We start from the raw sequence: 17,923 nt of genomic DNA, 5'->3' as shown, positions 1-17,923 counted from the left end.
ACAGTGTTTGTTGCATTGCGAAAAAAAGCTATTTTGCCGAATGCGCCGTCATTTATCAATCCTTAACACCGGACTATCCGGACATTGGGTGCAGCGGCAAGCACACAGCGGCACATTTATGCCACGACTGCCGCTACAATGCACCCTCCGAACGTTAACCTTCCGCCGGGGCTGCACCGCATGAAGCTTCACCACACTACCACCCAGCAATATCAGACCGTGACTTCGTACGATGCCGATGGCGTCGATATCAACATGAGTCACCACACGACCAGCTTGCTGGTTATGCCCGAAATGGCACCCATCGACTGGCCGGTGTCGGCCTTCGAGGCGCTCACGACCGAACACTTTGATCACATCAATTCGCTGCAGCCGGATGTCGTCATCCTTGGCACCGGATTACATCAGCGTTTTATTCATCCGCGCCTGAGTGCGTCGCTGACCGAGCGCCGCATCGGTGTCGAATGCATGGATAACAAGGCCGCCTGCCGCACCTACAATATCCTGATGGCAGAAGGCCGCAAGGTGGCGCTGGCACTGATTTTTGAAGCGCCTGCCCACTGATGACCGATCTGTACAAGTCCCGTGCGTTTGTCTGGACCCTTGCGCTGCTGTTTTGCATCATCTGGTTTTATGCGCTCGACGCGCGCATCCTGGTGCCGACCGATGAAGGTCGCTACGCCGAAATGGCGCGCGAAATGGTGGCCACCGGTGACTGGGTCACGACCCGCCTGAACGGCATCAAGTATTTTGAAAAGCCGCCATTGCAAGTCTGGGTGACGGCGCTGACCTTCGAGCTGTTCGGCCTCGGTGAATGGCAAGCGCGTTTCTGGACTGGCCTGTGCGGGCTGATCGGCATTGCCGCTGTCGCTTGCACCGGCCGTAAAGTATTTGGCGGCCGGGTCGGTTTCGATGCGGCGCTGGTGCTTGCCTCGAGTCTGCTGTGGGCGATGCTGGGCCACATCAACACGCTCGATATGGGCTTGTCGGCAATGATGACATTGGCGCTGTGCGGCCTGCTGGTGGCGCAGCACAATGACGCTTCGCGCGCCGAGCAACGCAACGGCATGCTGGTGTGCTGGGCCGGCATGGCGCTGGCGGTGATGTCGAAGGGACTGATCGGTGTTGTCTTGCCGGGTGCCGTGCTGTTTATCTACACCTTTGTGTCGCGCGACTGGATGATCTGGAAACGGTTGCATGCGGGCTGGGGCCTGGTGGTCTTTTTTGTCATCACGACGCCGTGGTTTGTGCTGGTGTCGCTCGACAATCCGGAATTCCTGCAATTCTTTTTTATCCACGAGCACTTCCAGCGTTTCTTCAGCAAGATCCATCACCGCGCCGGTCCTCTCTATTATTTCGTGCCACTGCTACTACTCGGTATGGTGCCGTGGCTGGGCATGCTGGCGCAGGGTCTCTGGCAAGGCGTGCGCCAACGCGGCAGCGGCTTCCAGCCTGAAAAAATGCTGCTGGTCTGGGCTGCGTTCATCTTTTTCTTTTTCAGCGTGTCGAGTTCCAAATTGCCATCCTACATTCTGCCGATCTTTCCGGCCATTGCCTTGCTGATTGGCTGTTATTTGCGCCACGTCACGCAACGCGTACTGGCCATCAACGGCGGCATCCTGCTCCTGATCGGACTGATTGGTCTGGCACTGGCCCACCGCATCCCGCAGCTGACCGACTCGGCTTTCGAGATACCGCTCTACACCGCGTATGTGCCGTGGGTCGCCGCTGGCGCCGCCATCGCTGCCGTCGGCGGGGTGCTGGCCTTGCTGGCACGCCGCCATACCGAACGCTCGGTGCTGATAATCGCCATCGCCGGATTTCTGGCCGGCCAATGCCTGATGCTCGGTCATGATCCGCTCGGACGCTTTGCCGCAGGCATCGACCTGGTGCCGGCAGTGAGCGCCGAGATGACACCGCAGACGCACATGTATCTGGTCAACCGTTACGAGCAGGCGCTGCCGTTCTATCTGGAGCGGACGATGACACTGGTCGCCCATCCTGACGAAATGGAGTTCGGCCTGAGCCAGCAACCGGAATTGTGGATTCCCGAACTGAGCGTCTTCATCGCGCAATGGACCAGCCGCTACGGCACCAGCGCACGCGAGATCGCGATCATGCAACCTGACACCTATCGCGACCTCAAGCAAAAAAACGTACCGATGCGTGTCATCGCCAGCGATCCGCGCCGGGTCATTGTTTCCAACCAGCCCCAGCCCTGATCGCCCCTGCATGATGAATCTTCCCACCTTCGGTTTTATCCTGACCGGCATCTGTCTCAATGCCATTGCGCAATTGCTGCTCAAGGCTGGTACCAACGCGGTCGGTGCCATCCATCTGACCGCCGAGAACTGGTTCCCGACCGGCGTCAAGCTGGCCACGCAATTGCCTATACTCGGTGGCCTGACCTGTTATGTGGTGTCGGTGCTGGTCTGGATTATCGGGCTCTCGCGCGTGGATGTGACGATCGCCTATCCGATGCTCTCGCTGGGCTACATCATCAATGCCGTGGGGGCGTGGTATTTCCTCGGCGAGATGGTGTCAATGCAGCGAATCCTCGGCATCGGCGTGATCATCGTTGGCGTGATCCTGCTGGCACGTTCGTAGTAGTCGTTTCACCTTGGCGCCTGGCTTGCCGGCGCAACCCGTTTTTATAGGCACTCGCATACCATGACCTCTCCCGTGACCCCGCCGTTCCTGCCTTTTTCGAGGCCCACCATTGATGAAGCCACCATTGCCGCCGTGGGCGATGTGCTGCGTTCAGGCTGGCTCACCAGCGGACCCAAAGTCCAGGCCTTCGAAGCACAACTCTCGGCCTACTTCGGCGGGCGACTGGTACGCACGTTCAATTCCGGCACCTGCACGATGGAGATCGCGCTGCGCATCGCTGGCATCGGTCCCGGCGACGAAGTCATCACGACGCCGATCTCGTGGGTTGCGACTGCCAACGTGATCCTTGAAGTCGGTGCCACGCCGGTGTTTGCCGATATCGATCCGGTCACCCGCAACATCGACCTCGATCTGGTCGAAGCCGCCATCACGCCGCGCACCCGCGCGATCATTCCGGTCTATCTGTCCGGTCTGCCGGTCGACATGGACCGCCTGTATGCGATCGCGAAAAAACACCATCTGCGCGTGATCGAAGATGCTGCCCAAGCGATCGCTTCAAGCTGGAACGGCCAGCGCATCGGTGCCTTCGGCGACTTCGTCTCGTTCAGCTTTCAGGCCAACAAGAACATCACCACTTCCGAAGGCGGATGCCTGGTCGTCAACGATGCCGCCGAAGCTCGGCTGGCCGAAAAATACCGGCTGCAAGGCGTCACCCGCACCGGTTTCGATGGCCTCGATGTCGATGTCCTCGGCGGCAAATTCAACATGACCGATATCGCAGCCACCATTGGTCTGGGCCAGTTCGCCCACATCGATACGATCACCGCGACGCGCCGTCGTCTGGCACGCCATTACTTCACGCTGTTTGGCAGCGACTTTGAAGCGCGCACCGGAGCCCAGTTGCCGGTGGCCGACTTCGAGAATTCAAACTGGCACATGTTCCAGCTGGTACTGCCCGAACGCCTCACCCGCGCCGATTTCATGGAACGGATGATGGCGCTGCACATCGGCATCGGCTATCACTATCCGGCTATCCACTTGCTGTCGCTGTACCGCGCTCGCGGCTTTGCCGAAGGCATGTTCCCGGTCGCCGAACGGGTTGGCCAGCGCATCGTCTCCCTGCCGATGTTTGCCACGATGAACGAGAGCGATGTCGAACGCGCTGTCGCTGCCGTATTCTCTGTCCTTCTCTAACCTTACTCGTCACTGATGAAACCACAACTGTCCGTCGTTATCCCGATCTACAACGAAGAATCCGGCATCGCCAAATTATTTGCGCGCCTGTATCCGGCTCTCGATGCGCTCGGCTACAGCTACGAAGTCATCTTCGTCAACGATGGCAGCCGCGACGCCTCGGCCGCACTGCTCGCCGACCAGTTCCGTTTGCGTCCTGACGTCACCCGCGTTGTCCTGTTCAATGGCAATTACGGCCAGCACATGGCCATCCTGGCGGGCTTTCAGGCCACTCGTGGCGAGATCACCGTCACGCTCGACGCCGACTTGCAAAATCCGCCCGAAGAAATCGGCAACCTTGTCAGCAAGATGCGCGAAGGCTTCGACTATGTCGGCTCGATCCGGCGTGACCGGCAGGACTCGGCGTTCCGCACCTATGCCTCGCGCGCCATGAACCGGTTGCGCGAAACACTGACGCGCATCCAGATGACCGACCAGGGCAACATGCTGCGCGCCTACGGCCGCAACGTCATCGACCTGATCAACCAGTGCAACGAAGTCAATACCTTCGTGCCGGCACTGGCCTACACGTTTGCGCGCCGTCCGACGGAAATCACCGTCGAACACGAAGAACGCTCGGCCGGCGAATCGAAGTATTCGCTTTACAGCCTGATCCGGCTGAACTTCGACCTGATCACCGGATTCTCGCTGATGCCGCTGCAAATGTTTTCGATCTTCGGTATCGGCCTGTCGATGCTCTCGGCAGTGCTGGTGCTGATCTTGCTGGTGCGCCGCTTCGCCCTCGGTGCCGAAGTCGAGGGAGTCTTTACGCTGTTCGCGATTGTGTTCTTCATGATCGGCGTGATCCTGTTTGGCATCGGTCTGGTCGGTGAATATGTTGGCCGCATTTACGAACAGGTACGCGGACGTCCGCGTTACGTGATCCAGGCGATCTTGCAGGAAAGCCCTGATCACCACCCGGCCAAAGTGGTCTCCGTGCAGCAGGGGCATTGATGCGCGCGGTCGTCTTTGCCTATCACAATGTCGGCGTGCGCTGCCTGCAGGTCTTGCTGGCACGCGGCGTCGAGATCGCACTGGTCGTCACGCATCAGGACAATCCGGCCGAGACCATCTGGTTTGAATCGGTCGCCGCGCTGTGCGCCGAACACGGCATTCCGGTGACCATGCCGAATGATCCGGCCAGCCCTGCCCTGCTTGAACAGGTCCGTGCCATCGCTCCGGATTTCATCTTCAGTTTTTATTACCGCCATATGTTGCCGGTGCCGTTGCTGGCGCTGGCACGCACGGGCGCATTCAACATGCACGGCTCGCTGCTGCCAAAATACCGTGGCCGCGTGCCGATCAACTGGGCCGTGCTGCATGGCGAAGACCACACCGGCGCGACGCTCCATGAGATGGCTGCCAAGCCGGACGCGGGAGCCATCGTCGCGCAGACCAGCGTCCCGATCCTGCCCGACGATACCGCGTATGAAGTGTTCGGCAAGGTCGTCGTCGCCGCCGAAAAAACACTCTGGGATGTGCTGCCGGCAATGCTGGCCGGTCGCATCCCGCGCCTGCCCAACGACATCGCGCAGGGCAGTTATTTTGGCGGACGCACACCCGCCGATGGCCGCATCGACTGGCAGCAATCAGCGCAGCAAGTCTACAATCTGCATCGCGCCGTAGCACCGCCCTATCCGGGTGCCTGGACCATGCTCGATGGCGTCACCTGTGTGATCGGCAAGGCGCGGCTGTCGACGCAGACCTTCGCCGGATTGCCGCCGGGGCTGGCGGTAGTGGATAATCGCATGCTGGGAATTTGTGGCGACGCTCGCGCACTGGAAATTTCAACACTGCTGGTCGACGACGTCCCGCTCACGCCGGCGCAATTGCAGCAACACCTGTCCGGCGAGACGCACTGAATAATCGAATTAAATAATATCTACGAAAGCATCCTCATGAAAAAAGTCCTCATCCTCGGCGTCAATGGTTTCATTGGCCACCATCTGTCCAAGCGTATTCTCGAAACCACCGACTGGCACGTCTATGGCATGGACATGATGAGCGACCGCATCACCGATCTGCTGGACAATCCGGACTTCACCTCCCGCATGCATTTCTTTGAAGGCGACATCACGATCAACAAGGAATGGGTCGAATACCACATCAAGAAATGCGACGTGATCCTGCCACTGGTAGCGATCGCCACGCCCTCAACTTATGTCAAGCAACCGTTGCGCGTGTTCGAACTGGATTTTGAAGCCAACCTGCCAATCGTTCGCTCGGCTGCCAAATACGGCAAGCATCTGGTGTTCCCGTCGACCTCGGAAGTCTATGGCATGTGCCACGACGACGAATTCGATCCGGAAGAATCCGAACTGATCTGCGGCCCGATCAACAAACCGCGCTGGATTTATTCGTGCTCGAAGCAGCTGATGGATCGCGTGATCTGGGGCTATGGCATGGAAGGCCTGAACTTCACGCTGTTCCGTCCGTTCAACTGGATCGGCGCCGGACTCGATTCGATCCACACGCCAAAAGAAGGCAGCTCACGCGTGGTCACGCAATTCTTTGGCCATATCGTGCGCGGCGAGAATATTTCACTGGTCGATGGCGGCGAGCAAAAGCGCGCCTTCACGTATATCGACGACGGCATTGACGCGCTCATCAAGATCATCGCCAACAAGGATGGCATCGCCACCGGCAAGATCTACAACATCGGCAACCCGGTCAACAACTACTCGATCCGCGACCTCGCCGCGATGATGCTGACGTTGGCCGCCGATTATCCGGAATACGCCGACTCAGCCAAGAAGGTCGAACTGATCGAAACCACCTCGGCGGCGTACTACGGCAAGGGCTATCAGGATGTGCAGAACCGCGTGCCAAAAATCACCAACACCTGCGAAGAACTGGACTGGAATCCGACCACCACGATGGCCGATACCTTGCGTAATATTTTTGACGCTTACCGCGGACAAGTCGCCGCTGCCCGCGCACTGATGGATTGATATTCCTTGCCTCTGATCACACTCAAGATTGATGTCGACACCTTTCGCGGTACCCGCGAAGGCGTGCCGAACCTGGTGCGCACGTTGCAAAAACATGATGCGCGCGCCACCTTTCTGTTTTCGCTGGGCCCGGATCACACCGGCTGGGCCATGCGGCGGGCGTTTCGGCCCGGCTTTTTTCAGAAGGTATCGCGCACGTCGGTGCTGGAACACTATGGCCTGAAAACCCTGATGTACGGCGTGCTGCTGCCCGCACCGGATATCGGTCAATTGTGTGCAAATCAATTGCGTGCAGTGCATCAGGCCGGCTTTGAATGCGGCATCCACACCTGGGATCATGTGGTCTGGCAAGACCATGTGCGCCAGCAGGATGCAACGTGGACGCAAGGTCTGATGCAGCGCTCGTATGATCGCTTCACCGATGTCTTCGGCTATGCGCCACAGACCCACGGTGCCGCCGGCTGGCAAATGAATCCGCATGCGTTCAGGCAGCTCGATGCCTTCGGCATTGCCTATGCGTCCGACGAGCGCGCGCCACTCCGTGACGATGGCAGTCTGTCGCATGCCGATGCCGGACCGCACCGGCTCAGCATCGATGGCGAGACCTTGTCGTGTATCCAGATGCCAACCACATTGCCGACCCTTGATGAACTGCTGGGCCGGACCATTGGGGGCGAACTGGTGACGACGGCCAATATTGCCGCCGTGCTGTTGCGCCTGACCGCGTCGCCACGCGATCACGTCTACACCTTGCATGCAGAGCTTGAAGGACAAAAACTAGCCCCCATATTCGACCAGTTACTTAGCGGATGGCGCGCGCAGGGTTATGAACTGGCTGCAATGACCGACTACCACCAGGCCATTGGCCAGCGCGACTTGCCGGTCAATCCGATTGCATGGGGCACCTTGCCCGGTCGATCGGGTGATTTGTTGCTGCAAGCTGCCTGAACGCCGACCCGCTGCAATGCTGACACACACCATGAAACGACCAGGAGAATCACGTGGCTGATAGCCCCTCTGTAGCAACCAAGATCGTTGAAGATTTTTCCGCACTGGTTACCGGGACGCAGCCGTTCCGCTTGTCCGACCACGCTGGCAAGACCGTCATCCTGTTTTTTTACCCGAAGGACAACACACCGGGATGCACCGCCGAGAGCATGCGTTTTCGCGATCTGTATCCGGAGTTTGAAGCCGCCAATGCCATCGTGTTCGGCATCAGCCGTGACAGTCTGCGCTCGCACGAAGGTTTCAAGGCCAAGCTCGGCATGCCGTTCGAGCTGATCTCCGATCCTGACGAAGTCGTGTGCCTGCAGTTCGAGGTGATGAAATCAAAAAGCATGTACGGCAAGACTGTGCGCGGCGTCGAACGCAGCACATTTATCATTGACGGTGCCGGCGAATTGGTGAAAGAATGGCGTGGAGTAAAGGTCCCCGGACACGTCGATGATGTACTGGAATTTGTGAAGGCCTTAGCCTAGACCGAGAACCGACACCCATTGAATTCAACTAAAGAATCCGCTTTTCGAAAGCCGTTTGAGACCAGGACCACCATCCCGGCCTCAAACGGCTTTTTGTACTTTGTTCGCCTGCACCTTGTTCGCTTGCCGTTATCCTTACGTTTTCCGTTACCGCTGTTACTACCGTTAGACCCCGTTCGCCATGCCCCAAGGCATGCGTATCGCTCAACCGTATTTAGATCGAGGTCCTGATGCCACTGCCAAAATTACCGACTAAACCCGCTGCCCTGCTGTCGCCAACGGATTACCCCAAAGCGGACAAATCAACGATCGTCAAGCCGTTCACGATGCCGACCGTGACCACCCCACGCAAAATGGAAGCCCTGACGCGCCCGACTGCTCGCACACCGCAGGCACCCGTTGTTCCGGCCCTGCCTGCGACACCGGCAGTCAAAGCCAAGGTGAGTGCTCTCAAGCCAGCCAAAGGTGCCATCGCCAAGCCCAAATCAGTAATCAGCCGCCGCGCCGACAAGAGTGGCGTCACGAAGCTGTTCGTGCTCGACACCAATGTGCTGATGCATGATCCAAGCTCGTTGTTCCGCTTCGAGGAACACGACGTCTATCTGCCAATGATGACGCTCGAAGAACTCGACGATCACAAAAAAGGCATGACCGAAGTGGCGCGCAATGCGAGGCAAGTATCACGCTCGCTCGATGCACTGGTCGGCAACATGGATGGGGGCAGCATCGAGGATGGCATTCCGTTGTCGAAGCTCGGCAACAAGGATGCCAGGGGTCGCCTGTTCTTCCAGACCAAGTTACAAAACATCGTGTTGCCCGAAGGCCTGCCGGTCGGCAAGGCGGACAACCAGATCCTTGGTGTGGTGCGCGCACTCGAAGCCCAATTTCCGGGCCGGGCCATCGTGCTGGTGTCGAAAGACATCAACATGCGCATCAAGGCCTGTGCACTCGGTCTGCCAGCCGAAGAATACTTCAACGACCATGTGCTCGAAGACACCGATCTGCTGTACTCGGGCATCCTGCATTTACCGGATGATTTCTGGAACAAGCACGGCAAAGGGATCGAGTCCTGGCAAGAGAACAAGAACGGTACCGGCACGACGTTCTACCGGCTGACCGGTCCGCTGGTCCCGGCGATGCTGATGAACCAGTTCGTGTACATGGAGCCGATGAACGGCGAACCGGCGTTCTACGGCAAGGTCCGCGAGATCAACGGCAAGACCGCCGTGCTGCAAACACTGCGCGACTATGGCCACAACAAAAACAACGTCTGGGGTGTCACTGCACGCAATCGTGAACAGAACTTTGCGCTCAACCTGCTGATGAATCCGGAATGCGATTTCGTCACCCTGCTCGGTCAGGCCGGTACCGGCAAGACCTTGCTGGCCCTCGCCGCTGGCCTTGCACAAGTACTCGAAACCAAACTCTACAACGAGATCATCGTCACCCGCGTGACGGTGCCGGTGGGTGAAGATATCGGTTTCCTGCCGGGCACCGAAGAGGAAAAAATGTCGCCATGGATGGGTGCCTTCGACGACAACCTCGAAGTACTCAACAAGTCCGATTCGGATGCCGGTGAATGGGGCCGTGCCGCCACGCAAGACCTGATCCGCTCACGCATCAAGATCAAGTCGCTGAACTTCATGCGCGGTCGTACTTTCGTCAACAAGTTCCTGATCATCGACGAAGCGCAAAACCTGACGCCCAAGCAAATGAAAACTCTGGTCACCCGCGCCGGTCCCGGCACCAAGATCATTTGCCTCGGTAACATCGCGCAGATTGATACGCCGTACCTGACCGAAGGATCGAGCGGCCTGACGTATGTGGTCGATCGCTTCAAGGGCTGGGCGCATAGCGGGCATGTGACGCTGGCGCGTGGCGAGCGCTCACGGTTAGCTGATCACGCGAGTGAAGTGCTGTAACGGTTCAATTCGCTGCGCAAGGCAAAACGGCATCCGGAAGTTCGGATGCCGTTTTTTTTGCTTAACGCAAAATCTGGGAGATGCTTTGGTCGACAAAAGCCCTGAGTTGAACGGACAATCCGGGCGAATCTCGAGCCAGACGAAAGGCTTCCAACGCTGCTTCGCGTTGATTATCGGCCTGCAGCGCAATGCCGTAACCCATCCACCAGAGTCCGTTCTGCGGTTCGATCCGCAATGCTTGCGCGTAGTGTTCTGCTGACACACGGTAGCGCGACTCCCGCTGCAACAAAGCAGCAAGAAAGCTCAGATAACCAGCTTGCCCGTTTGACACTGCCGCCACTTTTTGCAAGGTGCGAATAGCTTCCTCGACGTTTCCGTAACTGACCTGCAAACGTGCCAGCATCATCGACATCTCGAGATGAAGCGGCTCGATTTCCAACCCTGCCTGCAATCGCCAACGGGCTTCGTTCAACCGATTATTTTCGATCAACAGGCCAGCCAGCAACAGGCGGGCCGCACTGTTAGCAGGATTGTCCAGTAACAAAGGTTCCAGGATCACCATTGCCTGTGAACCACGACCCGTCTCGATCAGACCAATTGCGCTTCGATACGCATTGTCAGCACGCTGCTGCCTCGTGAACTGTTTCTCCAGAAGGGCTGGCTCAGGAACTGAAGGTACCGTTGTACTGCTCTTGGTGCGCAACTCTGTGGCAGGTAAATTGAGCGCCGTACTCATGCGAAGTTGCCGATCCTGCACGACGGGAACAGGCATCGCTGCAAAGATCGCGGGCGGTATTGCACGAGACGTCGACGGCACAAGGGACGCCGCCAAGGGGATGGCGTAACACATCGCGGCCATCCCTATTCGCTGCCACACCGTCACTGGGTTTGAATCGCCTGACCGGTGCAACTTCGTCATTGGCGCCCACCAGCACTTTCGTGCGGCACCAGGCTCTGCATGCGCTGCTGGGTGTCGAGCATATCTTGAGACCAGTTATTGTCGCTATAGATGACGGTCGGTTTGATCAGGATCACCAGTTCACGTTTTTGCATGATCTGCCCTGTGCTTCGGAAGAGTCCACCGATCACAGGCGCATCGCCCGCACCCGGAATTTGCGACCGATCGTTCGAGGACGACTGCCGCATCAGGCCGCCGATAGCGATGATGCGGCCATCCTGACCACGAACAACGCTATCGGTTTCAGAGATCGCACTTGAGGCCAGCGGCAAACTCAGCGTGCCATTGTTGTTACCCAGGTTAATGATCTTGTCGACCGTCGTTACCTTGCTGACCGACGGATGGACATGCAGCGTGATGTTGCCGCTGTCATCGATCTGCGGTGTCACGTCCAGCGATACTCCCGAAAAGAACGGCTGCACATCGACCGTCGTGGTCGTGCCGGTGGTCGTGTTACCGGAACTGGTACCCGGCGTCGTGATCAGCTTGGTGACGAAAAATTCATCGGTACCCACTTTGAGCACGGCCTTCTGGTTGTTCATCGTGGCGATGCGCGGACTCGACAGCACATGCACGTTGCCTTGCGACTCGAGGAACGAGATCAGCGCCGCGAAATTGGCGCTCTGGAATGCCAGTCCGAACAACGAACCGGCCGCCGCATTGGCCACAGTGGCCGTGGTACCGGCGATGCCATTGAGCGCATTGACGCCACCGGCCAGCGCAGTGGCGGATCCGCCATTGGCAGATACTGGCGACAGGCTGCCACCCGGCGCGACAAAACCCAGCGTTGCGCGGCTGTTGCGACCCGCGGTCGCCGGTGCGAAGGCCGCCCAGTTGATACCGGACTGGAAACTGTCGTTCAGTTCGACCTCCATGATCTTGGCTTCCAGAATTACCTGACGGTCGACCGACAACTGGGTCGCCTTCAGGAAGGTCGCAACATTGCGTAATTCGTCCGGCATGGCCCGGATCACGACCACGCCGGAGAGCGGACTGATGACGACGCTGCGCCCTTCGCGCTGGCCGACAATCGCGTCGAGCGCGCCCTTGAGCTCGGCCCAGAAATCGCTGGTCGAGGTGGTGTTGATGTTGCTGCTGTCGATGCCGTGGCTGCCACTTTTCTGGGTCGCTGCCGGCGCGTACGGCGTGGCGCTGTTGCCTGCCGTGACATCGCTGACCGAACCGGAAGTGACGCGGATGCTGGAACTGCCCTTGCGGTTACTGCTGAGGTAATTGACCTGAAAAATACTGGTCTGAATGCTCAGCGGTTTAACGTAGATACGGTTGCCGTCGACCTTGTATTCGTACCCGTACAGTTCGCGTACCGCCTCGAGCACGTCGAACAGCGTGACATCTTTCAGGTTCGCGGAAATGAACCCGACGACCTCCGGATGAACCAGCATGCTGTAGCGTGTGCCGGTAACAATGGAGCGGAAAAACTGGCTTGCCGGAACATTGTTAAACGACAGATTGAAGCGCTCCTCGACACCACGAGGTGGCAGCGACGGCGCACTGACGAGCGGCGGCATCAAGGCAGCGGCCACGTCGTCAGGGTGAGCAGCGACAGCTCGCGTCGCAACCGCCCGGGCCATTTCGGCATTCATCAGGTCGTAGGTCTCGCGCTTTGGCAATGGCGATGCGCAACCGCTCAAGGCAATGATCAGCGCGCAGGAAAATAACTTGTTCATGATGAATGACGGACCTGTAGGGAAGGTGGTGAAGCGGTAACCGGGTGGTCGGTCAGCTTGAGCGCATCGGGATAAAGCTTGAGAATTGTTTCGGTTCTGCCGCTGCGCAAGGTCACTTCCGACTCGCCGATGGCGACCAGTACGGCGTCGCCAAAACGTTCATGCAAGGCGACGGTGACGCCACTGATGATGGCAACCCGCCGCGCAGGTGAAATCAGAATCGATTGGAGTGTGGCGGTACGCAGCGCGGTCGCCGAATCGGATGCGGCGTGCCCTTCCGCACGGCGCATCATCGCCGCTGGTGGCCGGGTCGGATCAGTCAATGCCTGGGCGATGGCACCACAGGATGCGCTGCACAGGCAGGCCAGCACGAAGCAGGCGCGCCTCACAGGCTTAACCATTTTTTGTCCAGACTCAGCGTGAAGAGGCTGAGGGTGAGCGTCGCCTCGGGGTACGTATCGACATGCAGCACCGCCTTGGCCCAGAACAGGCGGGACGGTATGGCTTCCAGTGCGACCATATAGGTCAGCATGTCGAGATAATTTCCTTGCACGACGAGCTCGACGCGGTGCTTGTAAATGTCACCAGGATTCGCCGGCGTGCTTGCCGCGCTGGTCAGGCCAGCAAGCAGGTTGGTCGCGGGGAGTGTCGTGAACGACACCAGTCGCAAACGCTGATGGCGCATCAGGATGTCGCCCAGCAAAGCCGCCATGTCATCCGGCTTGACCAGCAGGCGGTTGATATCGGATAGCTCGCCCCGCAAGCCCTGCGACTGACCTTGCAACGCAGCGAGCATCGCTTGCTTGACGGCGTCCGCAGCACTGACCCGACCTTGCATTTGATGGGTGATTTCGGCATGCATGACAGCCGTTTTTGCCGTATCGGCGCGAATCTGATCGTGTAGTTTTTGCTGGCGCGCGTACTGCGGATCAAACAGGAAAATTTTTCCGCTCAGCGCCAGCGCCAGCAAGGCACCCAAAAAAAGGACGCCGCGCTCGCGCAGGCTCAGCGTATCGACAGCACGGCGCAACCGTTGCAGAACGGCTCTCATTATGGTTTTGCTCCTGAGGGAGTTAGCGAGGTCGGAAAAGGGACCAGTCCGGGCGGCAGTGCTATCGCGCTGTTCTCGGGCATGCCCGTCGAGCGCAAATCAAATTCCACATAGCCGATACCGGTACCGGAGGCGATGTCCAGCGTCGAGAAAGTAACGCCTTTGAGAATCGGTGCCCTCTTCAAGTTTGCCAGATAGACGGCGACCAGCTCGGGTTGCAACGCCCTTCCCTGCAACCGCATGTCATGACCGTTACCGGCCACACTCAACCCGGTCAACCACAATCCATCGACGCCATGACGCGCAAACGCCTGCAGAGTCGACGAATAGCCATTGGTATCGCTGCTCAAATCCTTACCCAACGCATCGATGATTTGTTGCATCGAGCGGATCTCGCTGCTGACTGTCCGTATCCTGTCATCAAGAAGACGGTCGCGTACGCCGGCCGTATCGTCCTTGCGTAATTTCAGCAACCGGGCTTCCACGACTTCCCGCGCTGACGTCGCCTCACGTGCCTGTTTTTCCAGACTGAAAAAAAGCATCGGCAACAAGGCTGTAACGAGCAACGCCACCACCACGATCGCACCCAGCACCTGGAGCATCAGCACAGCCGACAGGTTTTTTCGCGACCGCGAATAGGCTGGATTGAACAGGTTGATTTGCTGACTCATGCCGACTTCTCGTCTTGACGCAAGGCGGCACCGAGCACCATCAAATAGCGCTGCTGCATGTCCGGCATACTCAGTTCCGGCGTCAAGCTCAGATCAACGATGGACTCGAGCGACAAGGTCCCCACCGACGTAGACAAGCTCGATTGCAGATGGCTCTGTAATCTTGTAGCGTGCGCACCGGCCAGGCAAAGGACCAATCCGGACAGACGGATCGCATGATGCTGTCGGTAAAAATGATCCAGAGAACGCTGCAAATCGAGCGCGATCCGTTCATGCGCGGCGAGTAATTGTTCCGGATCGTCCTGCTGCAATTGCAGCAGCGTGATATCCATGCGCCGCGACAGGTAGAGCTCCTTGCGAAAAGTAATCGTGACAAGTCCGCCGTCGGCTCCAAACGACAACAGCGCCAGTGCCTGCCCTTCCGGCTCAAGCAATGCAGAAATATTGCGTTGTGCTAATTCAGGCACGTCGATCGCAGCCAACCCGATATCGGCTTTGTCAAACAAGCCCTGGCGATGTTCGATAAAGCGGTTGCTCGCCGCGATGACGAACATGGTGGCGTTGTGGCCCGCGCCGTTCGGATCAACGGGAATCGCCAGTGCATCCAGTGTGGTGTCGGCGACCGCTTGTTCAAGCATGTCCTTGACCACCCAGCGCACCGCCAGCTTGCGCTCCTCCGCCGGCACGTTGGGCAAGTCGACCGTCAACATCTGGTATTCACCAATGGCGAGCAGATGCGTCCAGCGGGCACCTTGCAACTGGCATTGCCGCGCAACCTGACCAAGTACCGACGCCAGTGTGGTCATCCCAATCTCGATGAAGCGAATCGCACGCACCACCGGCAAGCCTTCCGCCGCCCGGGTCATGTGCACGACCACCACGCCATCAAGCTGGCAGCTGATGGCAAACCAGCCAGGACTCTTTTTGCGGGGAAAACCAAACATCTTCATGGTGAAGCTTTCACAAGGACTGTTATTGTTTGACAGGTACAGGGATGCCCGTGTCGTATCGGGGTCGGCCATTCAGTCCGCACAAAGTACTCCGTCAAGCAAACAGAGGCTCAGCGTCGACGACAACTGGCGCTCGACGTAGCTGCTGCTACCAGCGACGCCCGACTGCGCGATCGCGGTGATCTGGTAGACCGTGATCTGTTGATCCCCTTCTTCGTAGCTGTGCGATAAACAGCGCAGGTGGACAGTAAAGTTCGCCAGCGTGACTGCTGGCAGGATCAGATCGGACTGGTCGGCACACTGCCTGTTTTGCAGCGCCTGGTACATGCTCCACTCAACCCCGCTGCGGGCGGCCTGATACGCGCGACTTCCCTGGAAGTCCTGGCTGGCCGTGGTGTGCTGGACTGTCGACAGCGTCACCATGAACACGCCGATGGTCGATAGCAACACCAGCAAAACAATCGCTGCAAGCAGGGCAAAACCGCGTTCGGGAACCGGATGATCACGGTACATTGCTGACATGCACTTCGTGATACAGCGTGAGCGTTTCATCTTTGCTGGTGATGTCCAGACGCATTGCTACCAGTCCGTTGTGTTCCATCGCCCCCGGGGCATACATGAAACTGCAGTCGCTGACATGCTCGGCCAGCATGGACACGATACCGCCGACGGGCGGATCAGGCTGGACCTGACTGATCGGGTAGCCGGCATAGCGCGACAGGATGCCGCCGCGACAACGATAGGTCACAGGCGTATCGACCACCTGAAAACGATGTCCGGGTGAATCAAACGGAAATACGCTGTCGGTGCTCACTACCACTGACGACTGATTACCGGCTGGCCCGGCATAGGCACGACGTACATGCGGCACGCCAGCATGCGGGTCTTCATAGGCATCTGCGCCGGGCACGCCAAGGTTGTAGATGACGACCTGGTCGCCGGGTGCCAGCGCGACGGGTGGGCCGAGGACGTCAAAAGACGTGTCAGGCCGATTGAAATCAAGAATGTTACCGCCCCCGGACGCTGTGGTGGCAACGCGGTACCGCCCTCCGGAATGGGTGTGCAAGAACTCAACGGCATAGCCATCTGCACTCACTCTGACACTGTTCGGTAACGACAAACGTATCTCCCTGCCCATACGACGCAACGCCGTATCGGCGGAATCGGTCATCTCGGCGCGTCGCTCCAGATCGAAATAACTCTGCACCGGTATGCGAATGAAGATCGCTACCGATCCCGCGATGATCCCGGTCACCACGATCACCATGATGGCCTCGATCAGCGTAAAACCCCGTTGGGAACGACCCGCTGGCGTTCGCATCGCGCTACGGCAACGCATTGGGCGCATACCGGGTGCGAAAGCTTTCCAGCACAACCGACTGACCGTCCGGCCCCATCACCGTCAAGGCAATCAGAAGGGACGCGTCCTGAGCAATTGCCGGCGCTGCCAACACCGACGGCAATCCTTGTCCACGCACCGCGACCGTTACCGCATAGCCAGCCTGGCCGGTAGGCTCGTTGGCGATGTTGCGGATACCACCGTTGGAGGCGTTCATGCTGAAACCGTCGTAATCGGCGACATGGTTAAACGGGGCCGAAGTGCTGTAACGTGACTTGACTGGCGATGCACCGCCGTTCTGGCCGGATACGGCACAGTCCTTGGCCGTCGTTGCTGTTGCCGAAGACGGATCATCGGAGGCGCAAAGTGTAAAAGGTTGCAAGGTGATTTCATCCATCAGCGATTCGGCAATGGCCAGCGATTGTTTCTGGATTAACGGATCCGCACTGGCACCGGTGGTCAGGTTGATCACGGACAAGATGCCTGCCAGCCCGATGCCAACAATGACGATGAACATGAGCAATTCGATGAGCGTCAATCCGGCCTGTTTGCCGCGAACAGCCTCAGTGCACATAACCGGTCTCTGCTTCAATCACGATCACGTCGGCCATCCCGACAATCCGCAGACGCTGCGCCGTGTCTGTCCCCGGTCGCCCTAGCGCGTCGAAATAAAAGTCTGATGGAATCGCCGCGAAACCGCCGTCATGCAAAGCCTCTACCCGCGTCACCGCACTCCCGTCAGCCGACGCCAACCCGGTACCCGGACAAGTCGGTACCGCGTTGACCGTCAGTCCGATGCTGTTGACCGAAAAGGCGACGCACACATACCGATGCTGAGCGATCGCCGACTTTTGCGCATAGCGCAAAGTTGCTTTCACCTGATCGGCGAAACCGCGTGCTGCAAACTCGGGGCTTTGCGTTATCCGCGGTGCCACGAATGCGGCAAGAATGCCCATAATCACGATCACCATCAGCATTTCAACCAGCGTAAATCCCGCGCTGCCCGCACGCTGCCCTGGGAGCGCTTCGACAATGACCGGATTGATTGAGAGAGCCGGTGGCATTCTTGTCG

Annotated in this window: 20 protein-coding genes; 10 read left to right on the top strand and 10 right to left on the bottom strand. The window is 58.5% G+C overall.

Annotation, left to right across the window (positions count from 1 at the left end; all coding sequences use genetic code 11):
- Nucleotides 1-180 precede the first annotated feature (180 nt).
- From QN370_RS03295 to QN370_RS03250, 10 genes are all read left to right on the top strand, one after another.
- On the top strand, nucleotides 181-564 hold the full coding sequence (locus QN370_RS03295; RefSeq protein ID WP_322125706.1) for an Mth938-like domain-containing protein: 384 nt from the start codon (nucleotides 181-183) through the stop codon (nucleotides 562-564).
- A complete protein-coding gene (locus QN370_RS03290) occupies nucleotides 564-2,222 on the top strand; it encodes a glycosyltransferase family 39 protein (RefSeq protein WP_322125705.1) in 1,659 nt (552 codons plus the stop codon). Before QN370_RS03295 ends, QN370_RS03290 begins: the two co-directional genes overlap by 1 nt.
- Nucleotides 2,223-2,235: 13 nt before the next feature.
- On the top strand, nucleotides 2,236-2,607 hold the full coding sequence (locus QN370_RS03285) for an EamA family transporter (protein WP_322125865.1): 372 nt from the start codon (nucleotides 2,236-2,238) through the stop codon (nucleotides 2,605-2,607).
- Between the two features lie 63 nt (nucleotides 2,608-2,670).
- Nucleotides 2,671-3,804 carry a DegT/DnrJ/EryC1/StrS family aminotransferase gene (locus QN370_RS03280; RefSeq protein WP_416172096.1) on the top strand — a complete coding sequence of 378 codons (1,134 nt, stop codon included), beginning with the start codon at nucleotides 2,671-2,673 and terminating at the stop codon, nucleotides 3,802-3,804.
- A 15-nt stretch (nucleotides 3,805-3,819) separates the two neighbouring features.
- Nucleotides 3,820-4,797 carry a glycosyltransferase gene (locus QN370_RS03275; RefSeq protein WP_322125704.1) on the top strand — a complete coding sequence of 326 codons (978 nt, stop codon included), beginning with the start codon at nucleotides 3,820-3,822 and terminating at the stop codon, nucleotides 4,795-4,797.
- A complete protein-coding gene (locus QN370_RS03270; protein ID WP_322125703.1) occupies nucleotides 4,797-5,705 on the top strand; it encodes a formyltransferase in 909 nt (302 codons plus the stop codon). Before QN370_RS03275 ends, QN370_RS03270 begins: the two co-directional genes overlap by 1 nt.
- A gap of 36 nt (nucleotides 5,706-5,741) precedes the next feature.
- Nucleotides 5,742-6,794, top strand: a complete 1,053-nt coding sequence (locus QN370_RS03265) for a bifunctional UDP-4-keto-pentose/UDP-xylose synthase (protein WP_322125702.1) — start codon at nucleotides 5,742-5,744, stop codon at nucleotides 6,792-6,794.
- Nucleotides 6,795-6,800: 6 nt separating this feature from the next.
- Nucleotides 6,801-7,742 (top strand): polysaccharide deacetylase family protein, encoded by a 942-nt coding sequence (locus QN370_RS03260; protein WP_322125701.1) that lies wholly within the window; start codon nucleotides 6,801-6,803, stop codon nucleotides 7,740-7,742.
- 53 nt (nucleotides 7,743-7,795) lie between these two features.
- Nucleotides 7,796-8,272, top strand: coding sequence for a peroxiredoxin (locus QN370_RS03255; RefSeq protein WP_322125700.1), 477 nt, complete (start codon nucleotides 7,796-7,798; stop codon nucleotides 8,270-8,272).
- Between the two features lie 230 nt (nucleotides 8,273-8,502).
- The gene (locus QN370_RS03250) at nucleotides 8,503-10,194 is read left to right on the top strand and encodes a PhoH family protein (RefSeq protein ID WP_322125699.1); all 1,692 of its coding nucleotides are present in this window, start codon (nucleotides 8,503-8,505) and stop codon (nucleotides 10,192-10,194) included.
- 61 nt (nucleotides 10,195-10,255) lie between these two features.
- Here the strand turns inward: QN370_RS03250 and QN370_RS03245 are convergent, their stop codons facing one another.
- The 10 genes from QN370_RS03245 to QN370_RS03200 all read right to left on the bottom strand — a co-directional run bounded on the left by QN370_RS03245 (nucleotide 10,256) and on the right by QN370_RS03200 (nucleotide 17,915).
- Nucleotides 10,256-10,930 carry a tetratricopeptide repeat protein gene (locus QN370_RS03245; protein ID WP_322125698.1) on the bottom strand — a complete coding sequence of 225 codons (675 nt, stop codon included), beginning with the start codon at nucleotides 10,928-10,930 and terminating at the stop codon, nucleotides 10,256-10,258.
- A 179-nt stretch (nucleotides 10,931-11,109) separates the two neighbouring features.
- A complete protein-coding gene (mshL, locus tag QN370_RS03240) occupies nucleotides 11,110-12,840 on the bottom strand; it encodes a pilus (MSHA type) biogenesis protein MshL (RefSeq protein WP_322125697.1) in 1,731 nt (576 codons plus the stop codon).
- Nucleotides 12,837-13,241 carry an MSHA biogenesis protein MshK gene (locus QN370_RS03235; RefSeq protein WP_322125696.1) on the bottom strand — a complete coding sequence of 135 codons (405 nt, stop codon included), beginning with the start codon at nucleotides 13,239-13,241 and terminating at the stop codon, nucleotides 12,837-12,839. The genes mshL and QN370_RS03235 overlap by 4 nt, the downstream gene beginning before the upstream one ends.
- Entirely contained in the window at nucleotides 13,226-13,891 is a 666-nt protein-coding gene (locus QN370_RS03230; protein ID WP_322125695.1) for an MSHA biogenesis protein MshJ, read from the bottom strand. The genes QN370_RS03235 and QN370_RS03230 overlap by 16 nt, the downstream gene beginning before the upstream one ends.
- Complete coding sequence (locus QN370_RS03225) at nucleotides 13,891-14,562, bottom strand: PilN domain-containing protein (RefSeq protein ID WP_322125694.1); 672 nt, start codon at nucleotides 14,560-14,562, stop codon at nucleotides 13,891-13,893. Before QN370_RS03225 ends, QN370_RS03230 begins: the two co-directional genes overlap by 1 nt.
- A complete protein-coding gene (locus QN370_RS03220) occupies nucleotides 14,559-15,584 on the bottom strand; it encodes an agglutinin biogenesis protein MshI (RefSeq protein WP_322125693.1) in 1,026 nt (341 codons plus the stop codon). Before QN370_RS03220 ends, QN370_RS03225 begins: the two co-directional genes overlap by 4 nt.
- Nucleotides 15,585-16,034, bottom strand: coding sequence for a PilX N-terminal domain-containing pilus assembly protein (locus tag QN370_RS03215; RefSeq protein ID WP_322125692.1), 450 nt, complete (start codon nucleotides 16,032-16,034; stop codon nucleotides 15,585-15,587).
- On the bottom strand, nucleotides 16,015-16,851 hold the full coding sequence (locus QN370_RS03210) for a PilW family protein (RefSeq protein WP_322125691.1): 837 nt from the start codon (nucleotides 16,849-16,851) through the stop codon (nucleotides 16,015-16,017). Before QN370_RS03210 ends, QN370_RS03215 begins: the two co-directional genes overlap by 20 nt.
- Nucleotides 16,838-17,425 (bottom strand): type IV pilus modification PilV family protein, encoded by a 588-nt coding sequence (locus tag QN370_RS03205; protein WP_322125690.1) that lies wholly within the window; start codon nucleotides 17,423-17,425, stop codon nucleotides 16,838-16,840. The genes QN370_RS03210 and QN370_RS03205 overlap by 14 nt, the downstream gene beginning before the upstream one ends.
- Nucleotides 17,415-17,915 (bottom strand): type II secretion system protein, encoded by a 501-nt coding sequence (locus tag QN370_RS03200; protein ID WP_322125689.1) that lies wholly within the window; start codon nucleotides 17,913-17,915, stop codon nucleotides 17,415-17,417. Before QN370_RS03200 ends, QN370_RS03205 begins: the two co-directional genes overlap by 11 nt.
- Nucleotides 17,916-17,923 lie beyond the last annotated feature (8 nt).

It is taken from the genome of Actimicrobium sp. CCI2.3 (assembly GCF_035019065.1).
Classification (GTDB): Bacteria; Pseudomonadota; Gammaproteobacteria; order Burkholderiales; family Burkholderiaceae_D; genus Actimicrobium.
The sequence above is the reverse complement of the archived record's forward strand: the minus strand, read 5'-3'. Positions and strand labels throughout refer to the sequence as shown.